21 protein-coding genes and 1 riboswitch are annotated in these 23,416 nt (G+C 66.4%); of the genes, 6 read left to right on the top strand and 15 right to left on the bottom strand.

Going from position 1 to position 23,416, the window contains the following annotated elements; all coding sequences use genetic code 11:
- Positions 1-14: 14 nt before the first annotated feature.
- From DBY63_RS20750 to DBY63_RS20735, 4 genes are all read right to left on the bottom strand, one after another.
- Positions 15-1,436 carry a deoxyribodipyrimidine photo-lyase gene (locus tag DBY63_RS20750; protein WP_108582778.1) on the bottom strand — a complete coding sequence of 474 codons (1,422 nt, stop codon included), beginning with the start codon at positions 1,434-1,436 and terminating at the stop codon, positions 15-17.
- The gene (locus DBY63_RS20745; RefSeq protein WP_027602875.1) at positions 1,433-2,356 is read right to left on the bottom strand and encodes a MerR family transcriptional regulator; all 924 of its coding nucleotides are present in this window, start codon (positions 2,354-2,356) and stop codon (positions 1,433-1,435) included. The genes DBY63_RS20750 and DBY63_RS20745 overlap by 4 nt, the downstream gene beginning before the upstream one ends.
- A 10-nt stretch (positions 2,357-2,366) precedes the next feature.
- A complete protein-coding gene (locus DBY63_RS20740) occupies positions 2,367-3,338 on the bottom strand; it encodes a DUF523 and DUF1722 domain-containing protein (RefSeq protein ID WP_027602876.1) in 972 nt (323 codons plus the stop codon).
- Positions 3,339-3,463: 125 nt separating this feature from the next.
- Positions 3,464-4,561 (bottom strand): NAD(P)/FAD-dependent oxidoreductase, encoded by a 1,098-nt coding sequence (locus DBY63_RS20735; protein ID WP_077173138.1) that lies wholly within the window; start codon positions 4,559-4,561, stop codon positions 3,464-3,466.
- Between the two features lie 65 nt (positions 4,562-4,626).
- Here DBY63_RS20735 and DBY63_RS20730 point away from each other — a divergent pair, with 65 nt between their 5' ends.
- Both DBY63_RS20730 and DBY63_RS20725 read left to right on the top strand, forming a co-directional pair.
- Positions 4,627-5,535 carry a TIGR01777 family oxidoreductase gene (locus DBY63_RS20730; protein ID WP_108582777.1) on the top strand — a complete coding sequence of 303 codons (909 nt, stop codon included), beginning with the start codon at positions 4,627-4,629 and terminating at the stop codon, positions 5,533-5,535.
- A complete protein-coding gene (locus DBY63_RS20725) occupies positions 5,532-6,587 on the top strand; it encodes a ferrochelatase (protein ID WP_027598948.1) in 1,056 nt (351 codons plus the stop codon). Before DBY63_RS20730 ends, DBY63_RS20725 begins: the two co-directional genes overlap by 4 nt.
- Before the next feature lie 22 nt (positions 6,588-6,609).
- Here the strand turns inward: DBY63_RS20725 and DBY63_RS20720 are convergent, their stop codons facing one another.
- Positions 6,610-7,881: a uracil-xanthine permease family protein gene (locus DBY63_RS20720; RefSeq protein ID WP_027598947.1), complete on the bottom strand. Its 1,272-nt coding sequence runs from the start codon at positions 7,879-7,881 to the stop codon at positions 6,610-6,612.
- Positions 7,878-8,516 carry a uracil phosphoribosyltransferase gene (gene upp, locus DBY63_RS20715; RefSeq protein WP_027598946.1) on the bottom strand — a complete coding sequence of 213 codons (639 nt, stop codon included), beginning with the start codon at positions 8,514-8,516 and terminating at the stop codon, positions 7,878-7,880. The genes DBY63_RS20720 and upp overlap by 4 nt, the downstream gene beginning before the upstream one ends.
- A 255-nt stretch (positions 8,517-8,771) precedes the next feature.
- On the opposite strand from upp, the gene DBY63_RS20710 reads away from it, so the two are divergent.
- The 3 genes from DBY63_RS20710 (at position 8,772) to DBY63_RS20700 (ending at position 10,197) form a co-directional block, all read left to right on the top strand.
- Positions 8,772-9,326, top strand: coding sequence for a hypoxanthine-guanine phosphoribosyltransferase (locus DBY63_RS20710; protein WP_027602880.1), 555 nt, complete (start codon positions 8,772-8,774; stop codon positions 9,324-9,326).
- A complete protein-coding gene (locus DBY63_RS20705) occupies positions 9,323-9,793 on the top strand; it encodes a WbuC family cupin fold metalloprotein (RefSeq protein WP_042136589.1) in 471 nt (156 codons plus the stop codon). The genes DBY63_RS20710 and DBY63_RS20705 overlap by 4 nt, the downstream gene beginning before the upstream one ends.
- A 116-nt stretch (positions 9,794-9,909) precedes the next feature.
- Positions 9,910-10,197: a PA4642 family protein gene (locus DBY63_RS20700; protein WP_007161573.1), complete on the top strand. Its 288-nt coding sequence runs from the start codon at positions 9,910-9,912 to the stop codon at positions 10,195-10,197.
- Positions 10,198-10,280: 83 nt separating this feature from the next.
- Here DBY63_RS20700 and DBY63_RS20695 read toward each other — a convergent pair whose 3' ends face one another.
- From DBY63_RS20695 to ahcY, 3 genes are all read right to left on the bottom strand, one after another.
- Positions 10,281-12,167, bottom strand: a complete 1,887-nt coding sequence (locus DBY63_RS20695) for a DEAD/DEAH box helicase (RefSeq protein WP_177411485.1) — start codon at positions 12,165-12,167, stop codon at positions 10,281-10,283.
- A 184-nt stretch (positions 12,168-12,351) separates the two neighbouring features.
- Positions 12,352-13,236 (bottom strand): methylenetetrahydrofolate reductase [NAD(P)H], encoded by an 885-nt coding sequence (gene metF / locus DBY63_RS20690; RefSeq protein ID WP_235389914.1) that lies wholly within the window; start codon positions 13,234-13,236, stop codon positions 12,352-12,354.
- The gene (gene ahcY / locus DBY63_RS20685) at positions 13,236-14,642 is read right to left on the bottom strand and encodes an adenosylhomocysteinase (RefSeq protein ID WP_007161576.1); all 1,407 of its coding nucleotides are present in this window, start codon (positions 14,640-14,642) and stop codon (positions 13,236-13,238) included. Before ahcY ends, metF begins: the two co-directional genes overlap by 1 nt.
- Before the next feature lie 22 nt (positions 14,643-14,664).
- Positions 14,665-14,807, bottom strand: a riboswitch (S-adenosyl-L-homocysteine riboswitch).
- Positions 14,808-14,958: 151 nt separating this feature from the next.
- Between ahcY and DBY63_RS20680 the strand changes: the two genes are divergently transcribed.
- Positions 14,959-15,354, top strand: coding sequence for a hotdog domain-containing protein (locus DBY63_RS20680; protein WP_007161577.1), 396 nt, complete (start codon positions 14,959-14,961; stop codon positions 15,352-15,354).
- Here DBY63_RS20680 and DBY63_RS20675 read toward each other — a convergent pair.
- The 6 genes from DBY63_RS20675 to DBY63_RS20650 all read right to left on the bottom strand — a co-directional run.
- Positions 15,338-18,112, bottom strand: a complete 2,775-nt coding sequence (locus tag DBY63_RS20675) for a response regulator (protein ID WP_027602883.1) — start codon at positions 18,110-18,112, stop codon at positions 15,338-15,340. The genes DBY63_RS20680 and DBY63_RS20675 overlap by 17 nt on opposite strands.
- 94 nt (positions 18,113-18,206) lie before the next feature.
- Complete coding sequence (purD, locus tag DBY63_RS20670; protein WP_108582776.1) at positions 18,207-19,490, bottom strand: phosphoribosylamine--glycine ligase; 1,284 nt, start codon at positions 19,488-19,490, stop codon at positions 18,207-18,209.
- Between the two features lie 90 nt (positions 19,491-19,580).
- On the bottom strand, positions 19,581-21,173 hold the full coding sequence (gene purH / locus DBY63_RS20665) for a bifunctional phosphoribosylaminoimidazolecarboxamide formyltransferase/IMP cyclohydrolase (protein ID WP_027598940.1): 1,593 nt from the start codon (positions 21,171-21,173) through the stop codon (positions 19,581-19,583).
- A 66-nt stretch (positions 21,174-21,239) separates the two neighbouring features.
- A complete protein-coding gene (gene fis, locus DBY63_RS20660) occupies positions 21,240-21,557 on the bottom strand; it encodes a DNA-binding transcriptional regulator Fis (RefSeq protein ID WP_026083845.1) in 318 nt (105 codons plus the stop codon).
- Entirely contained in the window at positions 21,554-22,546 is a 993-nt protein-coding gene (gene dusB / locus DBY63_RS20655; RefSeq protein ID WP_027598939.1) for a tRNA dihydrouridine synthase DusB, read from the bottom strand. The genes fis and dusB overlap by 4 nt, the downstream gene beginning before the upstream one ends.
- A 155-nt stretch (positions 22,547-22,701) precedes the next feature.
- On the bottom strand, positions 22,702-23,416 hold a 715-nt coding region (locus tag DBY63_RS20650), incomplete at its 5' end, for a DUF3426 domain-containing protein (RefSeq protein WP_177411484.1).

Raw genomic sequence — 23,416 nt, 5'->3', positions numbered from 1 at the left:
GAAAAAAGCCGGACCTAGTCCGGCTTTTTCGTTTCCGTCTTGCGCGCCATGCCGCGGTAGGCGGCCAGGGCGCGCTGGCGACTCTCGCCCAGGTCCACCAGCGGCGTCAGGTAGCGGCCCCCGGGGGTGTGCACGGCCTTGCCCTTGAGGTCGGCCAGCTCCGGTATCCAGGTCCGCACATAATCGCCCCGGGCATCGATCTTGAGCGCCTGGGTATGGGGATTGAACACCCGGAAATAGGGCACCGAATCGGTACCGGTGGAGGCGCTCCACTGCCAGCCGCCGTTGTTGGAGGCCAGGTCGCCGTCGATGAGGTGCTGCATGAACCAGCGTTCACCTTCACGCCAGTCGATCAGCAGATTCTTGCAGAGAAACATTGCGGTCAGCATGCGCATGCGATTGTGCATCCAGCCGGTCTGCAGGAGCTGGCGCATGGCGGCATCGATGATGGGAATCCCGGTGCGCCCCTGCTGCCAGGCGTCGAGGCCTTCGCGGTCGTCACGCCAGGGCAGGGCGGCCAGGTCCCGGTTGAACGGCTGGTGCCGCGAAACCCAGGGATAGCCGACCAGCACGTGGCGATAGAATTCGCGCCAGAGCAACTCGGTGATCCAGGTGGCCGCCCCCTGCTTGCCACCGCTAAGCAGGCCGTCATTGGCGCGGACCGCCGCCTGCAGGCACTGCCGGGGCGTCAGCACGCCGGCGTTGAGGTAGGCGGACAACTGGCTGGTACCGGGTGTGGAGGGAATGTCCCGCGCCTGGTGATAGTCCTCCAGGTCGTCCTGGATAAAGGCCTGCAGACGCTGCAGGGCGGCCTCTTCACCGGCCGGCCACAGCTGTTGCACCTCGGGCGAGATGGCTGCAAAGCCGGCGACCGAGGTGGGCAGGTCATCCGCCTGGACCAGACTTTTCTTCTGCTTGCCGGGAGCGGGCAGGGGCGTCGGCAGACCGGTTTCCAGGCGTGCCAGGCAGGTCTTCCTGAACTGGCCGAAGACCTTGAAATAGCCGCCGCTCTTGGTCAGCACCGTACCCGGCGCGAACAGCGTCTGGTCCAGATAGCGATGGGCCATCAGCCCCGCCGCTTCGAAGGCTTCAGCCACGGCGTCGTCGCGCGCGGCTTCGTTGACCCCGTATTCGTCATTGAAGTGCAGGTGTTCGAGGTCCAGTTCCCTGGCCAGCTCAAGCAGTACCTGGGGCGCCTGTTTCCAGCGCTCGGCGCTGCGCACCAGTAGGGGGATACCGAGAGAACCGAGCGTCTTGCCCAGTTCGGCGAGATTGCGCAGCCAGAAATCGACCTTGACCGCCGCCTCGTCATGTTCCTGCCACTGGGCAGGACTCAGCAGGAAGACGGCCACCACCGGACCCTGTTCGGCGGCGGCGTGGAGAGCGGGATGATCGAGGGTGCGCAGGTCGGTACGAAACCAGACGAGCTGACTCATGCATGGCGTTCCTGGCGCAGGAGGCCGGCACTCTGCAGGCGATCGAAGGCCTCCCCCGGGCTGCGCGCCGGTGCGGCGTCGGCGGTGAGGGATTCGCCCAGAGCGCCCAGGGTCAGGCAGGGGCGGGCATGGCGGTTGGCGAAGGTCTGCAGCTGGCGGCGCAGCTCGCTGTCGGGTCGACTGTCACGGCAGAGCACCAGCGCGCGGGGCTCCAGCTGCTCGACCAGGCGATCCAGATTGCCCGCGGGGACCGCCCATTCCACGATCTCGACCGGGCACTCGGCGGCGCTGATCAGCCAGGCGCAGAGCCACAGGGACACGTTAATCGGCGTGTCGTCAAGATTGAGCAGCACCAAGGGGGCGCCTCTCAAGCTGTGCTGGCTGTGGTAGATCCGCGCGCCCAGCTTGCTGCGCAGCCAGGACTGGAAGAACACCTGTTGCAAGCGGCCATCGTCGGTGGCCTGGCTCAGGCGCTCCAGTTCCCGCAGCAGCGGCCAGAGCAACTGGTCCAGCAGCACCCGCGGGGGATAGAGCGAGGCGGCGCGATTGTAGGCTTCGTCCAGGGCGCGCGAGGCCAGCCGGCCGATGGCATCCATCATCTCCTGATGGATGCCCTGCCAGGGCGTGTCGCTAGGTACCGCGGCGGGCCGCTGTTCGTCGAGCAGTCCCTTGACCTGGCTGACCGCCACGCCGCGGGCGATCCAGGCGAGGATCTGCTGCACCCGGACCACATGGGCCTCGCTGTACAGCCGATGGCCCTTGGGGGTGCGCTTGGGCACCAGCAAGCCATAGCGCCGCTCCCAGGCCCTCAACGTCACGGCGTTCACGCCGGTGCGCCGGGCGATTTCCCGGATGGGCAGCCAGCCCTCATGGAGAGCGGACTGGTAGTCCTGCTCTTCGGCGTTGGACGACGAAGGCAAGGGAGAGGCGCTAGATGGCATTTCGCAGACTCAGGCGTTCGGGGTGCGGTTGGAGATAGGCCTGCTCGTTCACATAACGATCCGGATGCTGGCGGAAGTGGTGCTTGAGCAGCGTTAGGGGCACGACCAGAGGAACGACGCCCTCGTGGTACTGCTCGATGAGCTGTTGCATTTCCTGCTTCTCGCTGTCGCTCAGGACCCGACGCAGATAACCGAATAGATGATAGAGCACATTGCAGTGAGTACCACGGGTAGCGCACTTTTTCAGTGCAGCCATCAGGCCACTGAAATACTCCTGTCCCAGCTCGTCCAGATTGCGCTGGCCGATGCTGCCGACCAACTGACCAAGCGCCCGGGCCCGGTGGGCATCATGGGCCATGAGTTGGTACTTGTAGCGCGAATGATAGGACAGCAGGGCACGTGCCGTCAGGCCTTGTTGCATGAGCTGCAGCCAATGAGCGTGGGCGAAGACGCGGGTGACGAAGTTTTCCCGCAGCACCGGATCATTCAGGCGCCCGGCTTCTTCCACCGGCAAGTCCGGTCGTAGACGCATGATGGCGGCGGCGAACAGGCCGCGACCGTCGGTTTCGCTGCCCTGGCCATTGGCGTGATAGACCTTGACCCTTTCCATGCCACAGGAAGGCGATTTCTGCATGAAGATGAAGCCGGACAGGTCGGTGAGCTCGCCCGCCATCTTTTCCCCGTAGCGGGTCAGGGCGGCGGTCACGTCCAGGCTGGGGTCGACGGTGCCCACCGCGCGCGGCGCCTGGGAGTCGCCCACCAGGCGGATGGGTTCGCGGGGCGTGCCGAGGCCGATGGCCATTTCCGGGCAGACCCGGACGAAGTCGAAATGCTCGGCGAAGGTCTGGCTGCAGAGCCGGGATTCCTTGTGTCCACCGTTATAGCGGACTTCGTCACCCAGCAGGCAGGCACTGATGCCCAGGCGCGGGCGGGGCAGGCTGGAGGAGGAGTTGGCAAGCATGGAGATCCCCTGTCGTGTATTTTCTTGTACAAGGTTTTCCTGTTTGTACAAGTTTGGTGCAACTTTCGACAGGGGGCTGCGGCAAAAGATTCGCCGCAGGTTACAGACGGCGTGCGCTTCGTCGCTTAATCCAGACTGCTCAGGAGCTGCTGCGCAGCCTCATGACCACTCAACCAGGCCCCTTCCACCCGCCCGCTGGAGCACCAGTCGCCACAGACGAAGACGCCCATGTCGGGGTCGGCCAGGGCGCCCCACTGGTGAGGTTGCGCGGGGCGTGCATAAAGCCAGCGATGGGCCAGGGTAAAGGCCGGCGCCGGCAGCGGACAGCCGATCAGCTCGGCGAAGGCGCCGTGCAGACGTTCGATCACCGCGTCCTTGGAGGCATCGATGTGCGCCTTGCTCCAGGCGCTGGTGGCGTGCAGCACCCAGGTGTCCAGGGTGGTGTCGCGCCCGGGCTTGCAGCGATTGCGCGCCAGCCAGTCCAGTTCGCTGCCCTGCACGAAGCAGCCTTCCACCGGGGTCTGCAGGGGCGTGGCGAAGGCCAGGGCCACCGACCAGGTCGGTTCCATGCTGACGCCGGCCACGGTGGCCGCCAGCTTGGGCACGCTGGAGAGCAGGGCGGTGGCCTGGGGCGCCGGCATGGCGATGACGACCTGGGCGAAGGGGCCGTGGGTCTCGCCGCTGGCGTCCAGCAGGTGCCAGTGCTGGGCGCCGCGAAAGACCTCGGTGATGCGGCAGTCGAAGGTGACCGGCAGATCGGCCAGCAGGTGGCGGGTGATGGCGCTCATGCGCGGCACCCCGACCCAGCGCGGCTGCTCGTCCTGGGAGGGACTCAGGCGCCCGTCGCGATACTGGTAGAGCACCGGATTCCATTCGGCCGCGCAACCGGCTCGCCGCCATTCGTTGAGGGCGTCGATGAAGCGCCGGTCGCGGGCGGTGAAATACTGGGCGCCCAGGTCCAGGGCACCGGCTTCGCTGCGCTTGCTGGCCATGCGGCCGCCGCTGCCGCGGCTCTTGTCGAAGATCTGGACCTGCTGCCCGGCGCGAATCAGCGTCTGGGCCGCGGCAAGTCCGGCTATTCCTGCGCCAACGATGGCGATGGGGGCAGTCATGATGGACCTCGCTTGTCTGACGATTCGCCCTTGTCGAACGTTTGCGCGCGCAAGGGCTCTACGGCTACGACTGGCAACCGTTCTGGATCTTTCGACCCACGACCATACCAAACAATCCTCTTCCCTTCGTTCAGATGCATACGGGCGGCAGGGCAATACGAGAAGGAAGTGACGACATGCATATCCTGCTGACAGGTGGCACCGGATTGATCGGCCGCGCGCTGTGCCGCCAATGGGCGGCTGCCGGGCACCAGCTCACCGTGCTCAGCCGCGACCCGGCGCGGGTGACGCGAGAATGCGGACCCGGCGTGCGCGGCATCGCCCAGCTGGACGCGCTGGGCGACGAGCATCTGGACGCGGTGGTCAACCTGGCCGGCGCGCCCATCGCCGACAAGCCCTGGACCCGCAGTCGCAAGGCCGAACTCTGGCAGAGCCGCATCGGCACCACCGAGCGCCTGATCGAGTGGCTGCGCGGGCGCCCGCAGAAACCCGCGGTCCTGCTCTCCGGCTCGGCCACCGGCTTCTATGGCGACAGCGGCGAAAAACCGGTGAGCGAGGCCGACAGCCTGGCCGGCCCCGACTTCGCCGGCGAGCTGTGCCTGGCCTGGGAGCAGATCGCCAACGAGGCCGAGCAGCTGGGCATTCGCGTGGTCAACCTGCGCACCGGCCTGGTACTGGCCGCCGACGACGGCTTTCTGCTGCGCCTGCTGCCGCCCTTCCGCTTCGGCCTGGGCGCGCGCCTGGGCAACGGACGCCAATGGATGCCCTGGATTCATTTACAGGATCAAATCGGGGCCATCGATTTTCTTCTCAACCGAAGCGACGCCCAGGGTCCCTATAATCTCTGTGCCCCCCAGCCGGTGCGCAATCGGGAATTCACAGAAGCGCTGGGGCTGGCCTTGCGGCGCCCGGCGCGATTGCTGATTCCCGCCTTCGCCCTGCGCCTGATGGGAGAGCTGTCCATCCTCCTGCTGGGTGGTCAGCGCGCCCGACCCGAGCGCCTGCTCGCGGCCGGGTATGTCTTTCGCTATCCCGAGCTGGACGCGGCCCTGGCCGACCTGCTCGCTGCCAAGGATTCACGATGACTACCAACGCTCTGCTGCTCGCCAACCTGGGTTCGCCCGATTCGCCCCACGTCCCCGACGTGAAGCGCTATCTGAACCAGTTCCTCATGGACCCCTATGTGGTCGATCTGCCCTGGCCGCTGCGCCGTCTGCTGGTGTCCCTGGTGCTGATCAAGCGACCCGCCGCCTCGGCCGAGGCCTATGAGTCGATCTGGTGGGACGACGGCTCGCCGCTGATCGTGCTCAGCCGCCGCCTGCAGGAGGCCGTGCGGCCCCTCTGGCGCCACGGTCCGGTGGAGTTGTGCATGAGATACGGCGAGCCCTCGGTGGAATCGGTGCTCAAGCGCCTCGCCAGCCAGGGCATCCGCGAAGTGACCTATGCGCCGCTCTATCCGCAGTTCGCCGACAGCACCACCACCACCGCCATCGTCGAGGCACGGCGGGTGATCGAGGCCCACCAGCTGCCGCTGACGCTGAAGATCCTGCCGCCCTTCTACGACCGCCCGGAATACCAGGCGGCGCTGGCGGCCAGCGTCGAGCCCTATCTGGAGGAGCCCTACGATCACCTGTTGCTGTCCTTCCACGGCTTGCCCGAGCGGCACATCCGCAAGCTGGTCAAGGATCGCAGCCATGACCTGCGCGCGCCCGACAGCAGCAAGGTCAGCGCCAAGGCCCTGGCCGTCTGCTATCGCAGCCAGTGCCAGCGCACCGCCGAGCTGGTGGCCCGGCGCCTGGGCATTCCCGATGGCAAGTGGTCGGTGTCCTTCCAGTCACGGCTGGGCAAGGACAAGTGGATCGAGCCCTACACCGAGGCGCGGCTGGACGAGCTGGCCAAGGCCGGCGTGAAGCGCCTGCTGGTGATGTGCCCGGCCTTTGTCGCCGACTGCATCGAGACACTGGAAGAGATCGGCGATCGCGGGCGCGAGCAGTTCATCGAAGCCGGTGGCCGGGAGCTGGTGCTGATCCCCTGCGTCAACGACAACCCGGCCTGGGCGCAGGCGCTGGTGGAACTGTGCGAAGAGGTGGCGGAGCTGCCGCCGCAGCCCATCGAGCAACCCAAGATGCCGGCCTAGGCCGGCATCTGGAGGGGTGCCGTCAGAGCAGCGGACGCTCAGGCGGCTCGGCGTCCTTCTTCCAGGCGTTGTGCCCGGGCAGGACCAGGTTGAGGCCGATGGCGATCAGGCCGCAGAGGGAGATGCCCTTGAGGCCGATCTCGCCGTTGCCGAAGACGATGCCACCGATGCCGAACACCAGGGTCACCGAGACGATCACCAGGTTGCGCGCCTCGGACAGATCCACCTGATGGCGGATCAGGATGTTCAGCCCCACCACTGCGATGGAGCCGAACAGCAGGCAGAGGATGCCGCCCATGACCGGCACCGGGATGGTCTGCAGTGCCGCGCCGAACTTGCCGACGAAAGCCAGCACCATGGCGAAGCCCGCCGCCCACAGCATGACCCGCGGATTGTGGTTCTTGGTCAGCATCACCGCGCCGGTCACCTCGGCGTAGGTGGTGTTGGGCGGTCCGCCGAACAGGCCGGCGGAGGAGGTGGCCAGGCCGTCACCCAGCAGGGTGCGGTGCAGACCGGGTTGCTTGAGGTAGTTCTTCCCGGTCACCCCGCCCACCGCTATCACCCCGCCGACATGCTCGATGGCCGGCGCCAGGGCCACCGGGACCATGAACAGGATGGCGCCCCAGTGGAATTCCGGTGCGACGAAGGCCGGGATCGCCAGCCAGGGCGCAGCGCCGATGCCCTCGGTATGGACGATGCCGAAGACGAAGGCCAGCGCGTAGCCGACGAAGACCCCGGCGAGGATCGGCACCAGGCGGAACATGCCCTTGCCGTAGATGGCCACCAGCAGGGTGGTGACCAGCGCCGGCATGGAGATCATCATCGCCGTGGCATAGGGCACCAGCTGGGCGCTGCCGTCACCGGCCTTGCCCATGGCCATGTTGGCCGCCACCGGCGACAGGCCCAGGCCGATGGAGATGATCACCGGGGCGATCACCACCGGCGGCAGCAGGCGGTCGATGAAGCCCACGCCACGCAGCTTCACCGCCAGCCCCAGGAAGGTGTAGACGAAGCCGGCCGCCACCACGCCGCCCAGCACCGCCGGCAGGCCGAATTCGGCCTTGGCGGCGATGATCGGGGCGATGAAGGCAAAGCTCGACGCCAGGAACACCGGGACCTGACGGCCGGTGACCAGATGGAACAGCAGGGTGCCGAAGCCTGCGGTGAAGAGGGCCACATTGGGGTCCATGCCGGTGATCAGCGGCATCAGCACCAGGGCGCCAAAGGCCACGAAGAGCATCTGGGCGCCGACCAGGATCTCCCGCCAGAGCGGTTCCCGCGCGGTCACGCTCAGGCGTCCTTCTGCTTGGTGCCGAAGATCTTGTCACCGGCATCGCCCAGGCCCGGCAGGATGTAGCCATGCTCGTTGAGGCGCTCGTCGATGGAGGCGGTGTAGAGGCGCACGTCCGGATGGGCTTGCTCGACCGCGGCGATGCCCTCGGGCGCCGCGACCAGCACCAGGGCGCGGATTTCCTTGGCCCCGGCCTTCTTCAGCAGATCGATGGTGGCGATCAGGGAGCCGCCGGTGGCCAGCATGGGATCGATGATCATGGCCAGGCGCTGGTCCAGTTCACCCACCAGCTTTTCCAAGTAGGTGTGGGCCTGCAGGGTGGATTCGTTGCGGGCGAGGCCCACCACGCTGACCCGGGCGCTGGGGATCAGGCTGAGCACGCCGTCGAGCATGCCGATGCCGGCGCGCAGGATGGGCACCACGGTGACCTTCTTGCCGGAGATCTTTTCCACCTTGACGGTACCGCACCAGCCCTCGATGTCCACCTCTTCCACCGGTAGGTCCTTGGTCGCCTCGTAGGTCAGCAGGGCACCGACTTCCTGGGCCAGTTCACGGAAGTTTTTGGTGCTGATGTCGGCGCGCCGCATCAGACCGAGCTTGTGACGGATGAGCGGGTGGCGGATTTCGTGGACGGGCATGGGATTCTCCAGAGACGGTAGGGCAGCGGATCGAGGGCGGTTTCGGTACGACCGGCGGCCCGAAGGCCTGCCGCAGGAAGGGCAGGCGCACAAAAAAACCGCGGTACATTAAAGCATCCGGCTCGAGGTGGGCAGTACCCTGCGACAATAGTAGCCGCCTGGCGGCGCTTGAGATCGGTCCGCGGTGTCTGTACCTTTGCCGCCTTTTATCCGCGCCAACCACCCCGCAGGCGCCCCGTCCCCCGGAGAAGCCCCATGTCCGCCGATCTCGCCCACATCCGCCAGGTCATGCAGGAAGCCGATTGCCTGTATGACGAAGCCCAGGTCGAAGCGGCCATCGACCGGATCGCTGCGGCCATCACCGCCGATCTCGCCGAGCGCAATCCAGTGGTCTTCTGCGTCATGAATGGCGGCCTGATCCTGACCGGCAAGCTGGCCACCCGGCTGAATTTCCCGCTGGAAATGTCCTATCTGCACGCCACCCGCTATCGCAACGAGACCACTGGCGGCGAGCTGTTCTGGAAGGCCAAGCCCGAGGTGTCCTTCATCGATCGCGACGTCCTGATCGTCGACGACATCTTCGACGAGGGCCACACCCTCAAGGCCATCATCGACTTCTGCCGCCATGCCGGCGCCCGCGAGGTCCATACCGCGGTGCTGATCGACAAGACCCACGACCGCAAGGTCAAGGGCCTGCAAGCCACCTATGTCGGCCTGCCCTGCATCGATCGCTACATCTTCGGCTACGGCATGGACTACAAGGGCTACTGGCGCAATGCCCCCGGCATCTACGCCGTGAAGGGACTGTGACCGCCCGGCTGTTCGATCAGGCGCTGTTCGCCGACCTGCTCCGGCAGGCGGCGGCCAGTCCGCGCCGCCGTGCCCATCACAACCTGCACGCCATGGACGAGCCCTGCCACCGCCTGGTGGTGGGCATGTGCGAGGACAGCTACATCCCGCCCCATCGCCACCTGGATCCGCACAAGTCCGAGAGTCTGCTGGTGCTGCAGGGCCGACTCGGGCTGTTGACCTTCAGCGAAGAAGGGCAGGTGCTGCTGCGCCGCGAGTTGTCCCAGCGCGCCGGTTGCCCGGGCGTCGATCTCGCCCCCGGGCACTACCATGCGCTGGTTGCCCTGGAGGGCGACTGCCTGTTCTTCGAATGCAAGGCCGGGCCCTTCGTGCCTCTGGGCGAGGGTGAGCGACCAGGCTGGGCACCGCTGGAAGGCGCCGCCGATGCCGAGCGCTATCGCCGCTGGATGCGCGCTCAATTCGATTGAACTTTTGATCGGGGTCGCGGTATTGCCCTGGCTTTGTCACTGGCGGGCAGGCGAGGGGCGGGGTTAGAATCGGCCCTCTTTTCTCCAAAGAATCCCCCAGCACAGGTAGCCAAAGGATGCGCAAGGATAAAAAGCAGGTCATCGGTGAAGAGATCAGCGACGAGCAGATCAAGCTGTTTCTCGCGGTCGAGCCGGCGGACGATACCCCCGCGTCTCTGCACAAGCTGGTCAAGGCCTATCGCGGTCTGCGTCCGGACGATTTCGAGCGCTTCGTCGGCTTCTTCGTCGAGGCCGGCTATGATCTGGATGCCCGTAACGATCAGGGTGAAGACTTCATCGAGCTGATCCGCAGCCATCGTCAGGCCGAGCCCTATATCGACGCCCTGCGCGCCGCGCACGCCTGATCTGCCGCAGGCAAAAAGAAACCCCGCCAAGGCGGGGTTTCTTTTTGCCTGGAGTTCGGGCCGCCTGAGCGGCCCGCACTTCATCAGGCTTCGCGGTTGCGGGTCAGCAGCGCGGGCTTCTCGCTGCGCGGCCGGCTCGGCAGGTCTTCCAGCTGCTCCAGGGTAGGCAGGCGGTCGGCACGCGACGGCTTGTGCACGATCTTCGGTTGCGGCTTGCTCGATGCCCGCTCTTCCTGGGCATAGGCACGCGGCTCGCTGGGTGCGGCCTCGTAGGGGCGGGCGGCGCGGGGCTGGCCATTCTGGCCACGGCGCTTGCCGGGCTGCTGCTGTTGCTGGCCACGCTGGGCACGGGCAGCGCCCTGACCCTGGCCTTGACCCTGACGGGGCTGCTGACCATTGCTGCTCGCGGCTGCCGGACGGGCACCGTTGCCGCCGTTGCCACGGCGCTGGCCGTTGCGACCCTTGCCCTGGTAGGGGCTGACGTAGTCGACGCTGTTGCCGAAGTTGTCGTAATCGTCGTCCAGGAATTCTTCCGGATCACGATTGCGCGGCTGCTGGGCCGCGGCCTGGCCGGGTTGCGCGTTGGACTGACCGGCGTCGTCGCGATCACGGCGGTCGCGACGATTGCGGGTACGGCCCTTGCGCTCGCCCTGGGGCTGGGCACCGGACTGCTCGCCGCTGGAGGCCTTGCCCTGGTTCTGGCCCTGATTCTGGCCTTTGCCTTCGCTGCGCGCCGGCTTGTCGGCCTTCTTCTGGCGATTCTGCTGCGGCTTGCCACGCGGCTCGCGCGGGGCGCGCACTTCCGGCTGCTCCGGCGGCACGGACTGCGGATCGAAGCCCTGCATGTCGCCATCGGGGATGCTCTGCTTGGTCAGGCGCTCGATGGCCTTGAGCAGCTTCTCTTCGTCGGGCGAAACCAGGGAGATGGCTTCGCCGCTACGCCCGGCCCGACCGGTACGGCCGATGCGGTGGACATAGTCTTCCTCGACATTGGGCAGCTCGAAGTTGACCACGTGGGGCAACTGGTCGATGTCCAGGCCGCGGGCGGCGATGTCGGTGGCGACGAGGACGCGGACCTCGTTGCTCTTGAAGTCGGCCAGGGCCTTGGTGCGGGCGTTCTGGCTCTTGTTGCCATGGATCGGCGCGGCCGGCAGGCCGTGCTTGTTCAGGTACTCGGCCAGGCGGTTGGCGCCGTGCTTGGTGCGGGTGAACACCAGCACCTGTTCCCAGGCACCCAGGGTGATCAGGTGGGCGAGCAGGGCGCGCTTCTGGTTGGCGGGGATGCGGAATAGCCGCTGCTCGATGCGCTCGACGGTGGTGTTCGGCGGGGTGACCTCGATCCGCTCGGGATCCTGCAGCAACTTGCCGGCGAGGTCGGTGATGTCCTTGGAGAAGGTGGCCGAGAACAGCAGGTTCTGGCGGCGGGCCGGCAGACGGGCCAGGACCTTCTTCACGTCGTGGATGAAGCCCATGTCGAGCATGCGGTCGGCTTCGTCCAGCACCAGGATCTCGACGGCGGACAGATCGACGCTCTGCTGACCGGCGAGGTCCAGCAGACGACCCGGGCAGGCGACGAGCACGTCGACGCCCTTGGCCAGGGCGGTGACCTGCGGCTTGAGGCCGACGCCACCGAAGACGCAGGCGCTGCGCATGGGCAGGTCACGGGCATAGACCTTGAAGCTATCGTGGACCTGGGCCGCCAGTTCGCGGGTCGGCGTCAGGACCAGTACGCGCGGCTGCTTGGCCACGTGCTGGCGGCCATCGGGATGACCATTGGGAAACAGGCGCTCGAGCACCGGTAGCGCGAAGCCACCGGTCTTGCCGGTGCCGGTCTGGGCAGCCACCATCAGATCGCGACCCTGCAGGACGGCCGGAATGGCGCGTTGCTGAACAGGAGTGGGATTCGTGTAGCCAGCGTCTTCCACGGCGCGGGCAAGGGCCTCGGAGAGACCGAGGGAAATGAAGGACATGCGGGGTTCCTGTCTCTGTCGGCGTCCCGCCGACGTGGGGGCGCGGTTGCGCTTCCGGTTGACGTCCAAAAGGTTTCGGACGTCTCGCCCGCCCTCGTCATCCTGCGCTGGATGAAGAGTCGGGCGATGACCGGTAGCGGTAATCACGATTGGGTGAAGTCGCCGCCAGTTCGCGTGGCCGACTTCAAAAACCGAGGTTTCGCCAGATGGCGATACACGGCTCCGCTTGGTTCAGGGTATAGAAGTGCACACCGGGTGCCCCGCCTTCGAGCAGTCGCTCGCAGAGGGCGGTCATGACTTCTTCGCCAAAGGCCTGGATGCTCTGGGTGTCGTCACCGTAGGCTTCCAGTTGCTTCCGCAGCCAGCGTGGCAGTTCAGCGCCACAGGCATCGGAGAAGCGCGCCAACTTGCTGTAGTTGGTGATCGGCATGATGCCAGGGATCACTGGGGCTTCGACTCCCAGTTTGCGGACACGTTCCACAAAATGGAAGTAGCAGTCGGCGTTGAAGAAGTACTGGGTGACCGCGCGGTCAGCACCGGCCTGCATCTTGTACACGAAATTGCGCACGTCGTCCGTAAAGCTGCGCGCCTGCGGATGGGTTTCCGGATAGGCGGCGACCTCGATATGGAAGTGATCGCCGGTTTCCTCGCGGATGAAGGCGACCAGATCGCTGGCATAACGCAATTCGCCACCACCGGACAGGCCCATGCCGGACGGCAGGTCGCCGCGCAGGGCGACGATGCGGTTGATGCCGGCTTCCCGGTACTGCTGCAGCAGCTCGCGCAACTTGGCCTTGCTGTCGCCGACGCAGGACAGGTGCGGCGCGGTGGGCACGCCGACCTCGTCGTTGAGCTGGCGCACGGTACGATAGGTGCCGTCGCGGGTGGAGCCGCCGGCGCCGTAGGTGCAGGAAAAGAACTCCGGCCCATGACTCGCCAGCTGCCGCGCGGTGGCGATCAGCTTCTCGTGGCCCGCTTCGGTCTTGCAGGGAAAGAATTCGAAACTCAGACTGGGTTTCACGGCGTCTCTCTCGTGAGCGGCCCCGCCCTTACGGGCGGGGCTGGCCATCAGTAGCGGTAGCTGTCGGGCTTGAAGGGGCCTTCCTGGGTCACGCCGATGTACTTGGCCTGAGCCTCGGTCAGGCGGGTCACCACGCCACCGAAGCCCTTCACCATTTCCAGCGCCACTTCTTCGTCGAGCTTCTTGGGCAGGACCATGACGGTGACGTTGGCGGTCTTCTCGGCGACCGGCAGGTCGGCGAACTTCTCCTGGTACAGGTGGATCTGCGCCAGCACCTGGTTGGCGAAGGAGCCGTCCATGATGCGGCTGGGGTGACCGGTGGCGTTGCCCAGGTTCACCAGGCGGCCCTCGGCCAGCAGGATCAGGTAGTCGTCGTTGGCCGGATCGACGGTCAGGCCGGTGCGGTGGATCTTGTGCACCTGCGGCTTCACCTCTTCCCAGCCCCAGTGCTGGCGCATGAAGGCGGTGTCGATCTCGTTGTCGAAGTGACCGATGTTGCACACCAAGGCGCGCTTCTTCAGGGCCTTGAGCATGTTGGCGTCACAGACGTTTACGTTGCCGGTGGTGGTGACGATCAGGTCGATCTTGCCCAGCAGGGCGCGATCCACGGAGGCTTCGGTGCCGTCGTTGAGGCCGTCGACATAGGGCGAGACCAGCTCGTAGCCGTCCATGCAGGCCTGCATGGCGCAGATCGGATCGACTTCCGAGACCTTGACGATCATGCCTTCCTGACGCAGCGAGGCGGCCGAGCCCTTGCCCACGTCGCCGTAGCCGATCACCAGCGCCTGCTTGCCGGACAGCAGGTGGTCGGTGGCGCGCTTGATGGCGTCGTTGAGGCTGTGGCGGCAGCCGTACTTGTTGTCGTTCTTGCTCTTGGTGACCGAATCGTTGACGTTGATCGCCGGGACCTTGAGGGTGCCGTCCTTGAGCATGTCCAGCAGGCGATGCACGCCGGTGGTGGTCTCTTCGGTGATGCCGTGCACGCGCTCCAGCACCTGCGGATACTTGTCGTGCAGGATCTGGGTCAGGTCACCGCCGTCGTCCAGCACCATGTTGGCGTCCCAGGGCTGGCCATCCTTGAGGATGGTCTGCTCGATGCACCACTCGTATTCGGCTTCGGTCTCGCCCTTCCAGGCGAACACCGGGATGCCGGCGGCGGCGATGGCGGCCGCGGCCTGGTCCTGGGTGGAGAAGATGTTGCAGCTCGACCAGCGCACTTCGGCGCCCAGGGCCACCAGGGTCTCGATGAGCACGGCGGTCTGGATGGTCATGTGGATGCAGCCGAGGATCTTGGCGCCAGCCAGGGGTTGCTCGCCGGCGTACTTGCGTCTCAGGCCCATGAGGGCGGGCATTTCCGATTCGGCGATGATGACTTCGCGACGACCCCAGTCGGCCAGGGAGATGTCGGCGACCTTGAAATCGTTGAAAGCGGCAGGCGTGAGGACAGCGCTCATTGAAGAGTCTCCATTCGTTAGGTGCGAATGGGCGCCGTTGATGCGTTCTGATAACGCTCCGCTCGAGCCTGACAACGTCTGGCGTCATGCCCGCCGAGGGTCCCGCGCCAGCGGCGGGTCGGCTAGGATGGGATAACGCAGCGTGCTGCAGCGCCCCTCGAACGGAAGGCGGGGCGGCCTGGTGGCCGCGATGCGCGGGCAGTATAACGAGGATCGCGATAAACCCAAAGGGTGGCGCTCTGCCTCATGTCGACCGGAATCTACCGCGCGCACCCTGATCTGATGTCTCAAGACCCCGGGAATTCAAGGAGCCCTGATGAACTTCCATACCCGCAAGTGGGTGAAACCCGAAGACCTCAACGCCAATGGCACCCTGTTCGGCGGCAGTCTGCTCAAGTGGATCGACGAGGAGGCGGCGATCTACGCCATCGTGCAGCTGGAAAATCCCAAGGTGGTGACCAAGTACATCTCCGAGATCAACTTCATCAGCGCCTCGCGCCAGGGCGACATCATCGAACTGGGCATCACCGCCACCGAGTTCGGGCGTACCTCCATCACCCTCAGATGCGAGGTGCGCAACAAGATCACCCGCAAGAGCATCCTCACCATCGACAAGATCGTCTTCGTCAATCTCGACGAGGAAGGCAATCCGGTGCCGCACGGCAAGACCGAGATCACCTACGTCAAGGACAGGTTCAAGGAGTCGCCTTGAGGCCCGCGCGGGTCACGTCCAGCCGCCGTCGCTCGGCCCAGTAGAGCAGCAGTTCGCGCAGCTGCGAGAGTTCGATCGGCTTGCCCATGTGGCCGTCCATGCCGGCCTCCTGGGCGCGATCCTTGTGCTCAGCGAGGATATGGGCGGTGAGGGCCACCACCGGGGTGCGCGACCTATGATTCTGCTGTTCCCAGGCGCGTAGCCGGCGGGTGGCGCCGAAGCCGTCCAGCAGGGGCATCTCGCAATCCATCAGGATCAGGTCGTAGGTGTTCTGCTGGAGCTTTTCGAAGGCTTCCAGGCCGTTGCTCACGGTGTCGGGTTCGACGCCGAGCTTCTTCAGCATGCCGCGGATCACCTTGACCGAGATGCTGTTGTCCTCGGCCACCAGCACGCGGAAATCGCTGGGGATGCCGCTGGGCTGTTCTTCGGGCTCGGGTTCGCTGACCCGCTGGCCGCGGCGCGACAGCTCGTCCGCCAGGGTCGCCCTGAGGGTATAGCCGGCCACCGGCTTGGCCAGCACCCGCTTGATGCCGGCGTTGCGGGCGATGACCTTGCTCGGCGCATTGCTCAGGCCGGTGAGCATGATCAGCAGCAGGTCGTGGTTGAGATTCTCGTCTTCGTTGATGCGCGCGGCCAGCTGCATGCCGGTCATGCCCGGCATCTGCTGGTCGAGCAGCACCACGTCGAAGTATTCCCGCAGGTGCGACTGGGTGCGCAGCAGGGCCAGGGCTTCGCGTCCGGACGCGGCGGTGACCGCCTGCATGCCCCAGGCGCTGCACTGCTGCTGCAGGACCTTGCGGCAGAGCTCGTTGTCGTCGACCACCAGCACCCGTACGTCCTGCAGCGGATAGTCGCTGTCGCCGCGCGACAGCACCAGCGCCTGGGCCGGGATAGGCAGGCTGATCCAGAAGCTGGAACCGCCCTCGGCGTTGTTCTGGATGCCGAAGTCGCCCTGCATCAGCAGCACCAGTTGGCGGGCGATGATCAGGCCGAAATCCAGGCTGTCGGTGTCGCTGGCGAGGAAGTCGCGGCGGTCGAGGTGGGTGGACAGCAGCTGGCGACTCAGGGCCGCATCCAGCGGGGTGCCGCTATCCTGCACCGAGATGCGCAGGCGTGGCGGCTGGCCGGTGGCCTCTTCCAGGGAGATCACCAGGAGGATCTCGCCTTCCTCGGTGCGCTGGAAGGCGTTTTCCAGCAGGTTGAGCAGGATCTGGCGCAGGCGGGTCGGATCGCCGATGAAACGGCGGGGCACCTGGGGCTGGATGAAGCTGAGCAGTTCGACCCGGTGCTCCTCGGCGCGCGGCCGGAAGATGTCTAGGCAGTCGTCGAGCAGGGCATTGAGGTCGAAGGTGACCTCTTCCAGTTCGATCTGGCCACTTTCCAGACGGGTGATGTCGATGATCTCGTTGATCAGGTTGAGCAGTTCGGCACCGGCGCTGTGGATGGTCTGCACATAGTCCCGCTGCTTGGCCGACAGCGCCGTGCCCTGCAGCAACTCGGTCATGCCTAGCACGCCGTTCATGGGCGTGCGGATCTCGTGGCTGATGCGCGAAAGGAATTCGGCCTTGCCCTTGAGCTCCGCATGGTTGGCCGCTCTGTCACGGGTACGGGTGAAATGCTCTTCGCGCAGATAGCGACGGCGCTCCTCCAGGGCCAGGGTGAGCAGGATGCCGCTGAACATGCAGCTGGCGATCAGGCCGCGGCCCATCCACACCGGCGGATTGGCGTAACCGGCCAGGATCGGCAAGGCGATCAGCCCGGCCAGGGCCAGCAGGGCGCAGCTCACTACCAGCAGCCGCGCATAGCGGGCGCCCTGGTGCCAGCGCTCAAGGGCGATGCTCAGGCAGGCGAACAGCGCCAGACCATTGACCGCCATGAGCCAGTCGCCGATATAGAACTCGCCGGCGGCGATGCGTACCACGGCGGCCAGGGCGACCAGCGCCAGCAGGCCCCTGAGCGTGCGGCGGATCCACAGCGGCAGTCGCCGCCAGCCAAAGAAGGCCCCCACGAAATTCAGCCCGGCGGCGCTGCAGGCCAGCACCGACAGATCGGTCAGCAGCGGCGTCTGGCCCTTGAAGCCGCCCAGGAAGAACTTGCTCAGCCCGAAAATGTTCAGGGCCACGCAGACCAGCATCACCAGCAGCAGGGTGAGGGCGCTGGTGGCGCGACTGCGGTGATAGAGCAGCTGGGCGCCGTTGTACAGCGCCAGCATGGCCAGGCAGCCGAGCAGCACGCCGAACATCACCAGCCGATGGGTGACCTCTGCTTCGGCACTGCTGCTCAGGGTCAGGGCGATCCGCATCGGCTGGGGCGATTCGAATCTCAGGAAGAGGTCGAGCGGCTGGTCGCTCTGCGGAATCGGAAAGACGAAGTCGCGACTGAGTTGCTGCGGATTGAGCAGCGGCCGCGACAGGCCATCGCGGATCTCGCTGAGCAACTGGTCGTCGCGATAGGCGAAGAAGTCCAGATAGCCGACATTGGGCGAAATGATGCGCAGCAGGCGCTGCTGGGTGTCGGGCTGGATGCGGGTGTGCAGCCAGAGCGCCCCGGGGCCGGCGGGGCGGTGGGCGCGGGCGGTGGTCAGCGGCTTGAAGGCGGACAGCCGGTCACGGACGTCGTCGAGCGAGAATTCGCCGGTGGCGTCCTCGTATTGCGCCCAGCCCGCATCCGGCGAATTCTCGGCCTGCACGGAATTGGCCACCAGCAGCAACAGCAGCCAGCTGACCACAAAGCCTATGGCGATCCAGAGCCGGTGCACGAGAGTTCCCTTCGCAAATGCGGACGTCGAGTATAGATCAGCCCGTCACGTCTGTTGACGTAACAGTGTAACAGGCTGATCCCTTAGGCGAGCTTCACTGTCGCTCGCGGGCGATGGCGCGGTAGCCGATGTCACTGCGGTAGAAGCAGCCCTTCCAGGCGATTTCCTGGGCCAGCGCATAGGCGTTCTGCTGGGCGGCGGAGACCGTTTCGCCCAGGGCCGTGGCGCACAGCACCCGACCGCCGGCCGTGACGACCTGACCATCGCGCAGGCTGGTGCCGGCGTGGAACACCTTGCCCGGCAGCGCCGCGGCGGCTTCGAGACCGGCGATGGCGTCACCCTTGGCGTAGTCGCCCGGATAGCCGCCGGCGGCCAGGACGATGCCCAGGCTCGGGCGCGGATCCCAGCAGGCTTCGATCTTGTCGAGGGCCTCGGCCAGGGCGGCCTCCACCAGCAGCACCAGGCTGGACTGCAGGCGCAGCATCACCGGCTGGGTCTCGGGATCGCCGAATCGGCAGTTGAATTCGATGACCTTGGGCGCACCGCTCTGGTCGATCATCAGGCCGGCATAGAGGAAGCCGGTGTAGACATTGCCTTCGCTGGCCATGCCGGCCACGGTGGGCTCGATGATCTCGCGCATGACCCGCTCGTGGACCTCGGGGGTCACCACCGGCGCGGGGGAATAGGCGCCCATGCCGCCGGTGTTGGGACCGCTGTCGCCGTCGCCGACGCGCTTGTGATCCTGGCTGGTGGCCATCGGCAGGACGTTCTTGCCATCGACCATGACGATGAAGCTGGCTTCCTCGCCGTCGAGGAATTCCTCGATCACCACCCGCGCCCCGGCGTCGCCGAAGGCATTGCCGGAAAGCATGTCACGCACGGCGTCCTCGGCTTCGGCAAGAGTCATGGCGACGATCACGCCCTTGCCGGCGGCCAGGCCGTCGGCCTTGATCACGATGGGCGCACCCTGCTCGCGCAGATAGGCCAGGGCCGGCTCCACCTCGGTGAAGTTGGCGTAGGCGGCGGTGGGGATCTGGTGGCGCGCCAGGAAATCCTTGGTGAAGGCCTTGGAGCCTTCCAGCTGGGCCGCACCGGCGGTGGGGCCGAAGCAGGGCAGGCCGCGGCTGCGGAACAGGTCGACCACCCCAGCCACCAGCGGCGCCTCGGGGCCGACGATGGTCAGCTCGACGTTGGCGGCGGCGAAGTCGGCCAGTTGTTCCAGGGCCAGGACGTCGAGGGCGACGTTCTCGCACTTGGCTTCAGTGGCGGTGCCGGCGTTGCCCGGGGCCACATAGACCTTGGTGACCCGGGTGTCCTGGGCGACCTTCCAGGCCAGGGCGTGTTCGCGACCGCCGCTGCCGATGATGAGTACGTTCATGCAGTGTTCCTCTCGGGCGGCCGCAGGGTGGCGTCCGCACTTTGAATTGGAGCGACGGCGAGGCGCGTGCGGCCTCGCCGTGACGGGTCCTTAGTGGCGGAAGTGGCGCATGCCGGTAAAGACCATGGCGATGCCGGCTTCGTCGGCGGCGGCGATGACCTCGGCGTCGCGCATGGAGCCGCCCGGCTGGATCACCGCGGTGATGCCGTTGGCCGCGGCGTTGTCGATGCCGTCACGGAAGGGGAAGAAGGCGTCCGAGGCCATGACCGCGCCGGCCACGGCCAGGCCTGCGTGCTCGGCCTTGATGGCGGCGATGCGCGCCGAGTTGACGCGACTCATCTGGCCGGCGCCGATACCTACGGTCTGCTGGCCCTTGGCGTAGACGATGGCGTTGGACTTGACGAACTTGGCCACCTTCCAGGCGAAGATCAGGTCCTGCAGTTCCTGCTCGCTGGGGGCGCGCTGGGTCACCACCTTGAGGTCGGCGGCGGTGATCATGGCGATATCGCGGCTCTGCACCAGCAGACCGCCATTGACGCGCTTGAGGTCCAGGCCGGGCTTGCGCTCGGCGGGCCACTCGCCGCATTCCAGCAGTCGGACGTTGGCCTTGGCCGCGACGACGTCGCGGGCCTCGGCGCTGACGCGCGGGGCGATGATCACCTCGACGAACTGGCGTTCGACGATGGCGCGGGCGGTCTCGGCGTCCAGTTCGCGGTTGAAGGCGATGATGCCGCCGAAGGCCGACTCGCTGTCGGTGGCATAGGCCAGTTCATAGGCCTGGCGGATGTCGCCGGCCACGGCCACGCCGCAGGGGTTGGCGTGCTTGACGATGACGCAGGCCGGCTCCTCGTAGCTCTTGACGGTTTCCAGGGCGGCGTCGGTGTCGGCGACGTTGTTGAAGGACAGTTCCTTGCCCTGCAGCTGGGTGGCGGTGGCCACGCAGGCCTCGCTGGCGTGCTCGACATAGAAGGCCGCCTGCTGGTGCGGGTTCTCGCCGTATCTCATGTCCTGCGCCTTGATGAACTGGGCGCTGAAGGTACGCGGGAAGGCGGCGCGGCCTTCGGTGGACAGGGTCTCGGCCTGCTGGTCGATACTGCCCAGGTAGTTGGCGATCATGCCGTCGTAGGCGGCGGTGTGCTCGAAGGCCTTGAGCGCCAGGTCGAAGCGCTGGGCATAGGTCAGGCCGCCGGCCTTGAGGTCGTCGAGGATGGACGCGTAGTCGCTGGCATTGACCACGATGGCGACGTCCTTGTGGTTCTTGGCCGCGCTGCGGACCATGGTCGGACCGCCGATGTCGATGTTCTCGATGGCGTCGGCCAGGCTGCAGCCGGGCTTGGCCACGGTGGCGGCGAAGGGGTAGAGATTGACCGCGACCAGGTCGATCGGGCGGATGCCGTGCTCGCTCATTACCTCGTGGTCGATGCCGCGGCGGCCGAGGATGCCGCCGTGGATCTTCGGATGCAGGGTCTTGACGCGGCCGTCCATCATTTCCGGGAAGCCGGTGTAGTCGGCGACTTCCACAGCGGGGATGCCTTCGTCGCGCAGCAGCTTGTAGGTCCCGCCGGTGGACAGGATTTCCACGCCGATGGCCGCGAGTTCACGGGCGAAGTCGACGACGCCCGTCTTGTCGGACACGCTGATCAGCGCACGGCGGACGGGGAGGCGAGAGGTCTGGTCGGTCATGGTCATGTCCATCAGGAGGAGAGAGACCGCCGGTCAAGCCCCCTGGGCCGCCGGCGATGAGGCGGATCAGAGCAGGTCGTATTGCTTGAGCTTCTTGCGCAGGGTGCCGCGATTGAGCCCGAGCATCTCCGATGCCTTGGTCTGGTTGCCCTTGACGTAATTCATCACGCTTTCGAGCAGGGGTGCTTCCACTTCGCAGAGCACCATGTTGTAGACGTCGGTCACCGGCTGCCCATCGAGGTGGGCGAAATAGTTGCGCAGCGCCTTTTCCACGCTGTCGCGCAGCGTCTGGCCCTCCTGCAGGGGAGCGGTCAGGTGCTGCTTGAGGTCGCCGTTGTCACTCACGGGCGCTGTTCCAGTCAAAGTCTCGGTCATCGAATTCATGCCACCTGCTTCCCGATCGGGGGCTGCGCGAAGAACGCGCGAATGCTGGCGTGCTGGGCTTGGGTGTCTTGCAGTCGGTTGAACTGGGCGCGCGATTCCGCGGCGCCCGGCCGGTCGGCCAGGTACCAGCCGACGTGCTTGCGGGCGATGCGCACGCCCATTTCCGGGCCGTAGAAGGCGTGCAGGGCGTCGAGGTGCTCCAGCAGGATGGCCTCCACCTCGGCATCGCTCGGCGCCGCCAGGTGCTCGCCGGTCGCCAGGTAGTGGGCGATCTCGCGGAAGATCCAGGGGCGGCCTTGGGCAGCGCGGCCGATCAGCAGGCCGTCGCAGCCGGTGTGCTCGAGCACGCGCCGGGCCTTTTCCGGGCTGTCGATGTCACCATTGGCGAACACCGGGATGCCGACCGCCTGCTTGATGGCGGCGATGGTGTCGTACTCGGCGGCGCCCAGGAACCTGTCGTCACGGGTGCGGCCGTGCACGGCCAGTGCCTGGATGCCGGCGGCTTCGGCCAACTGCGCGATGCGCAGGCCGTTGCGATTCTCGGGATTCCAGCCGGTGCGGATCTTCAGGGTCACCGGAACGTCTACCGCGGCCACCACGGCGGCGAGGATCTCGGCCACCAGGACCTCGTCCTTCATCAGCGCGGAGCCGGCGGCCTTGTTGCAGACCTTTTTCGCCGGGCAGCCCATGTTGATGTCGATGATCTGGGCACCCAGTTCGACATTGCGCTGGGCTGCTTCGGCCAGCATTGCCGGATCGCCGCCGGCGATCTGCACCGAGCGCGGTTCCTGCTCGCTGGCGTGGATCAGGCGCAGCCGCGACTTGCGGCTGTCATAGAGCCGCACGTCACTGGTCACCATTTCCGACACGGCCATGCCGGCGCCGAGTGCCAGGCACAGGCGCCGGAAGGGCAGGTCGGTGACCCCGGCCATGGGCGCGAGAATCAGCGGATTGGGCAAGGTATAAGGGCCGATGCGTACCATCGACATATCTTTTTCCCTGGCGAATAGGCGCCTGTTCCGCCTGCGCCGGAAACCGGCCGCGGACAGGGGCTGCTGTGCTTGAAAAGGGTTGGGAATGATACCCGCTCGCCGCCTCCGGATAAAGCGCGAGTTGGCTAGTTTATGAGCAATTCGCCCTGGCGCTACTCCGGCGAGAAGAAGCTCAGGCTGTAGTTCACCGCGCGCGGACCGGGGTCGAGAATGTCCAGGGCGATGTGGATCGGCGTCTGCGGCGGCATCTCGTCCTGGCCCTTGAGCTCGCCGTTCAGGTACTCGCCGGGCTTGAAACGGCGGCTGGCGAGCAACTGGCCGTTGAGGTCGGCGAAGCGCAATTCCAGCAGCGGAAAGGGCTGCGAGAAGGGCGCCCGGTTGTAGAGAATGGCATCGACGCGCAGGGCTCCGGAAAACTGCGGATGGCTGCGCACCACCAGGTTGCTGCTGCGGATCTGCTGGACATCGACCTTGGACGGCACCTTGCAGCCCAGGCTGGCGCAGGCCTGGACGAACAGCGGGCGATAGCTGTCCTGCCGCGCCAGTTCGTCGAAGTGGTAATAGACGTACTGGCCGGCCAGGCCGAGCAGCGCCAGCAGGCAGAGCAGGATCCACAGCAGGCGGCGACCCCAGTGCGGGCGCCTTGGTTGGCTGTCCAGCTGCAGCGGATCGTCGTGCAGGTCCAGCAGGGGATCGTCCTGCCATTCCGGTTCGCTGCGCAGGGCGGTCGTGGCCTTGGCCGGCAGCGGCTCGTCGTCGCCGTCGCGTGCGGCGCTGAGGGGTTCGGCAACGGGCTCCTGCCAGTCGTCGAGCCGACCCAGGCCGGGCTCGGCGCGTTCGTCGTCGTCGGCTTCGACCCGCCCGAGT

Origin of the sequence: Pseudomonas sp. RIT411, from assembly GCF_003057735.2 — a bacterium.
Taxonomy (GTDB): Bacteria; Pseudomonadota; Gammaproteobacteria; order Pseudomonadales; family Pseudomonadaceae; genus Chryseomonas; species Chryseomonas oryzihabitans.
Note: the sequence above shows the minus strand (reverse complement) of the source record. Positions and strands in the feature narration are given on the sequence as shown.

Coding starts and splice junctions, on each gene's coding strand:
- DBY63_RS20750 (WP_108582778.1), bottom strand. CDS start 1,436: ATGAGTCAGCTCGTCTGGTTTCGTACCGACCTGCGCACCCTCGATCAT.
- DBY63_RS20740 (WP_027602876.1), bottom strand. CDS start 3,338: ATGCTTGCCAACTCCTCCTCCAGCCTGCCCCGCCCGCGCCTGGGCATC.
- DBY63_RS20730 (WP_108582777.1), top strand. CDS start 4,627: ATGCATATCCTGCTGACAGGTGGCACCGGATTGATCGGCCGCGCGCTG.
- DBY63_RS20725 (WP_027598948.1), top strand. CDS start 5,532: ATGACTACCAACGCTCTGCTGCTCGCCAACCTGGGTTCGCCCGATTCG.
- upp (WP_027598946.1), bottom strand. CDS start 8,516: ATGCCCGTCCACGAAATCCGCCACCCGCTCATCCGTCACAAGCTCGGT.
- DBY63_RS20710 (WP_027602880.1), top strand. CDS start 8,772: ATGTCCGCCGATCTCGCCCACATCCGCCAGGTCATGCAGGAAGCCGAT.
- DBY63_RS20700 (WP_007161573.1), top strand. CDS start 9,910: ATGCGCAAGGATAAAAAGCAGGTCATCGGTGAAGAGATCAGCGACGAG.
- DBY63_RS20695 (WP_177411485.1), bottom strand. CDS start 12,167: ATGTCCTTCATTTCCCTCGGTCTCTCCGAGGCCCTTGCCCGCGCCGTG.
- metF (WP_235389914.1), bottom strand. CDS start 13,236: ATGGCCAGCCCCGCCCGTAAGGGCGGGGCCGCTCACGAGAGAGACGCC.
- ahcY (WP_007161576.1), bottom strand. CDS start 14,642: ATGAGCGCTGTCCTCACGCCTGCCGCTTTCAACGATTTCAAGGTCGCC.
- DBY63_RS20680 (WP_007161577.1), top strand. CDS start 14,959: ATGAACTTCCATACCCGCAAGTGGGTGAAACCCGAAGACCTCAACGCC.
- purD (WP_108582776.1), bottom strand. CDS start 19,490: ATGAACGTACTCATCATCGGCAGCGGCGGTCGCGAACACGCCCTGGCC.
- purH (WP_027598940.1), bottom strand. CDS start 21,173: ATGACCGACCAGACCTCTCGCCTCCCCGTCCGCCGTGCGCTGATCAGC.
- fis (WP_026083845.1), bottom strand. CDS start 21,557: ATGAATTCGATGACCGAGACTTTGACTGGAACAGCGCCCGTGAGTGAC.
- dusB (WP_027598939.1), bottom strand. CDS start 22,546: ATGTCGATGGTACGCATCGGCCCTTATACCTTGCCCAATCCGCTGATT.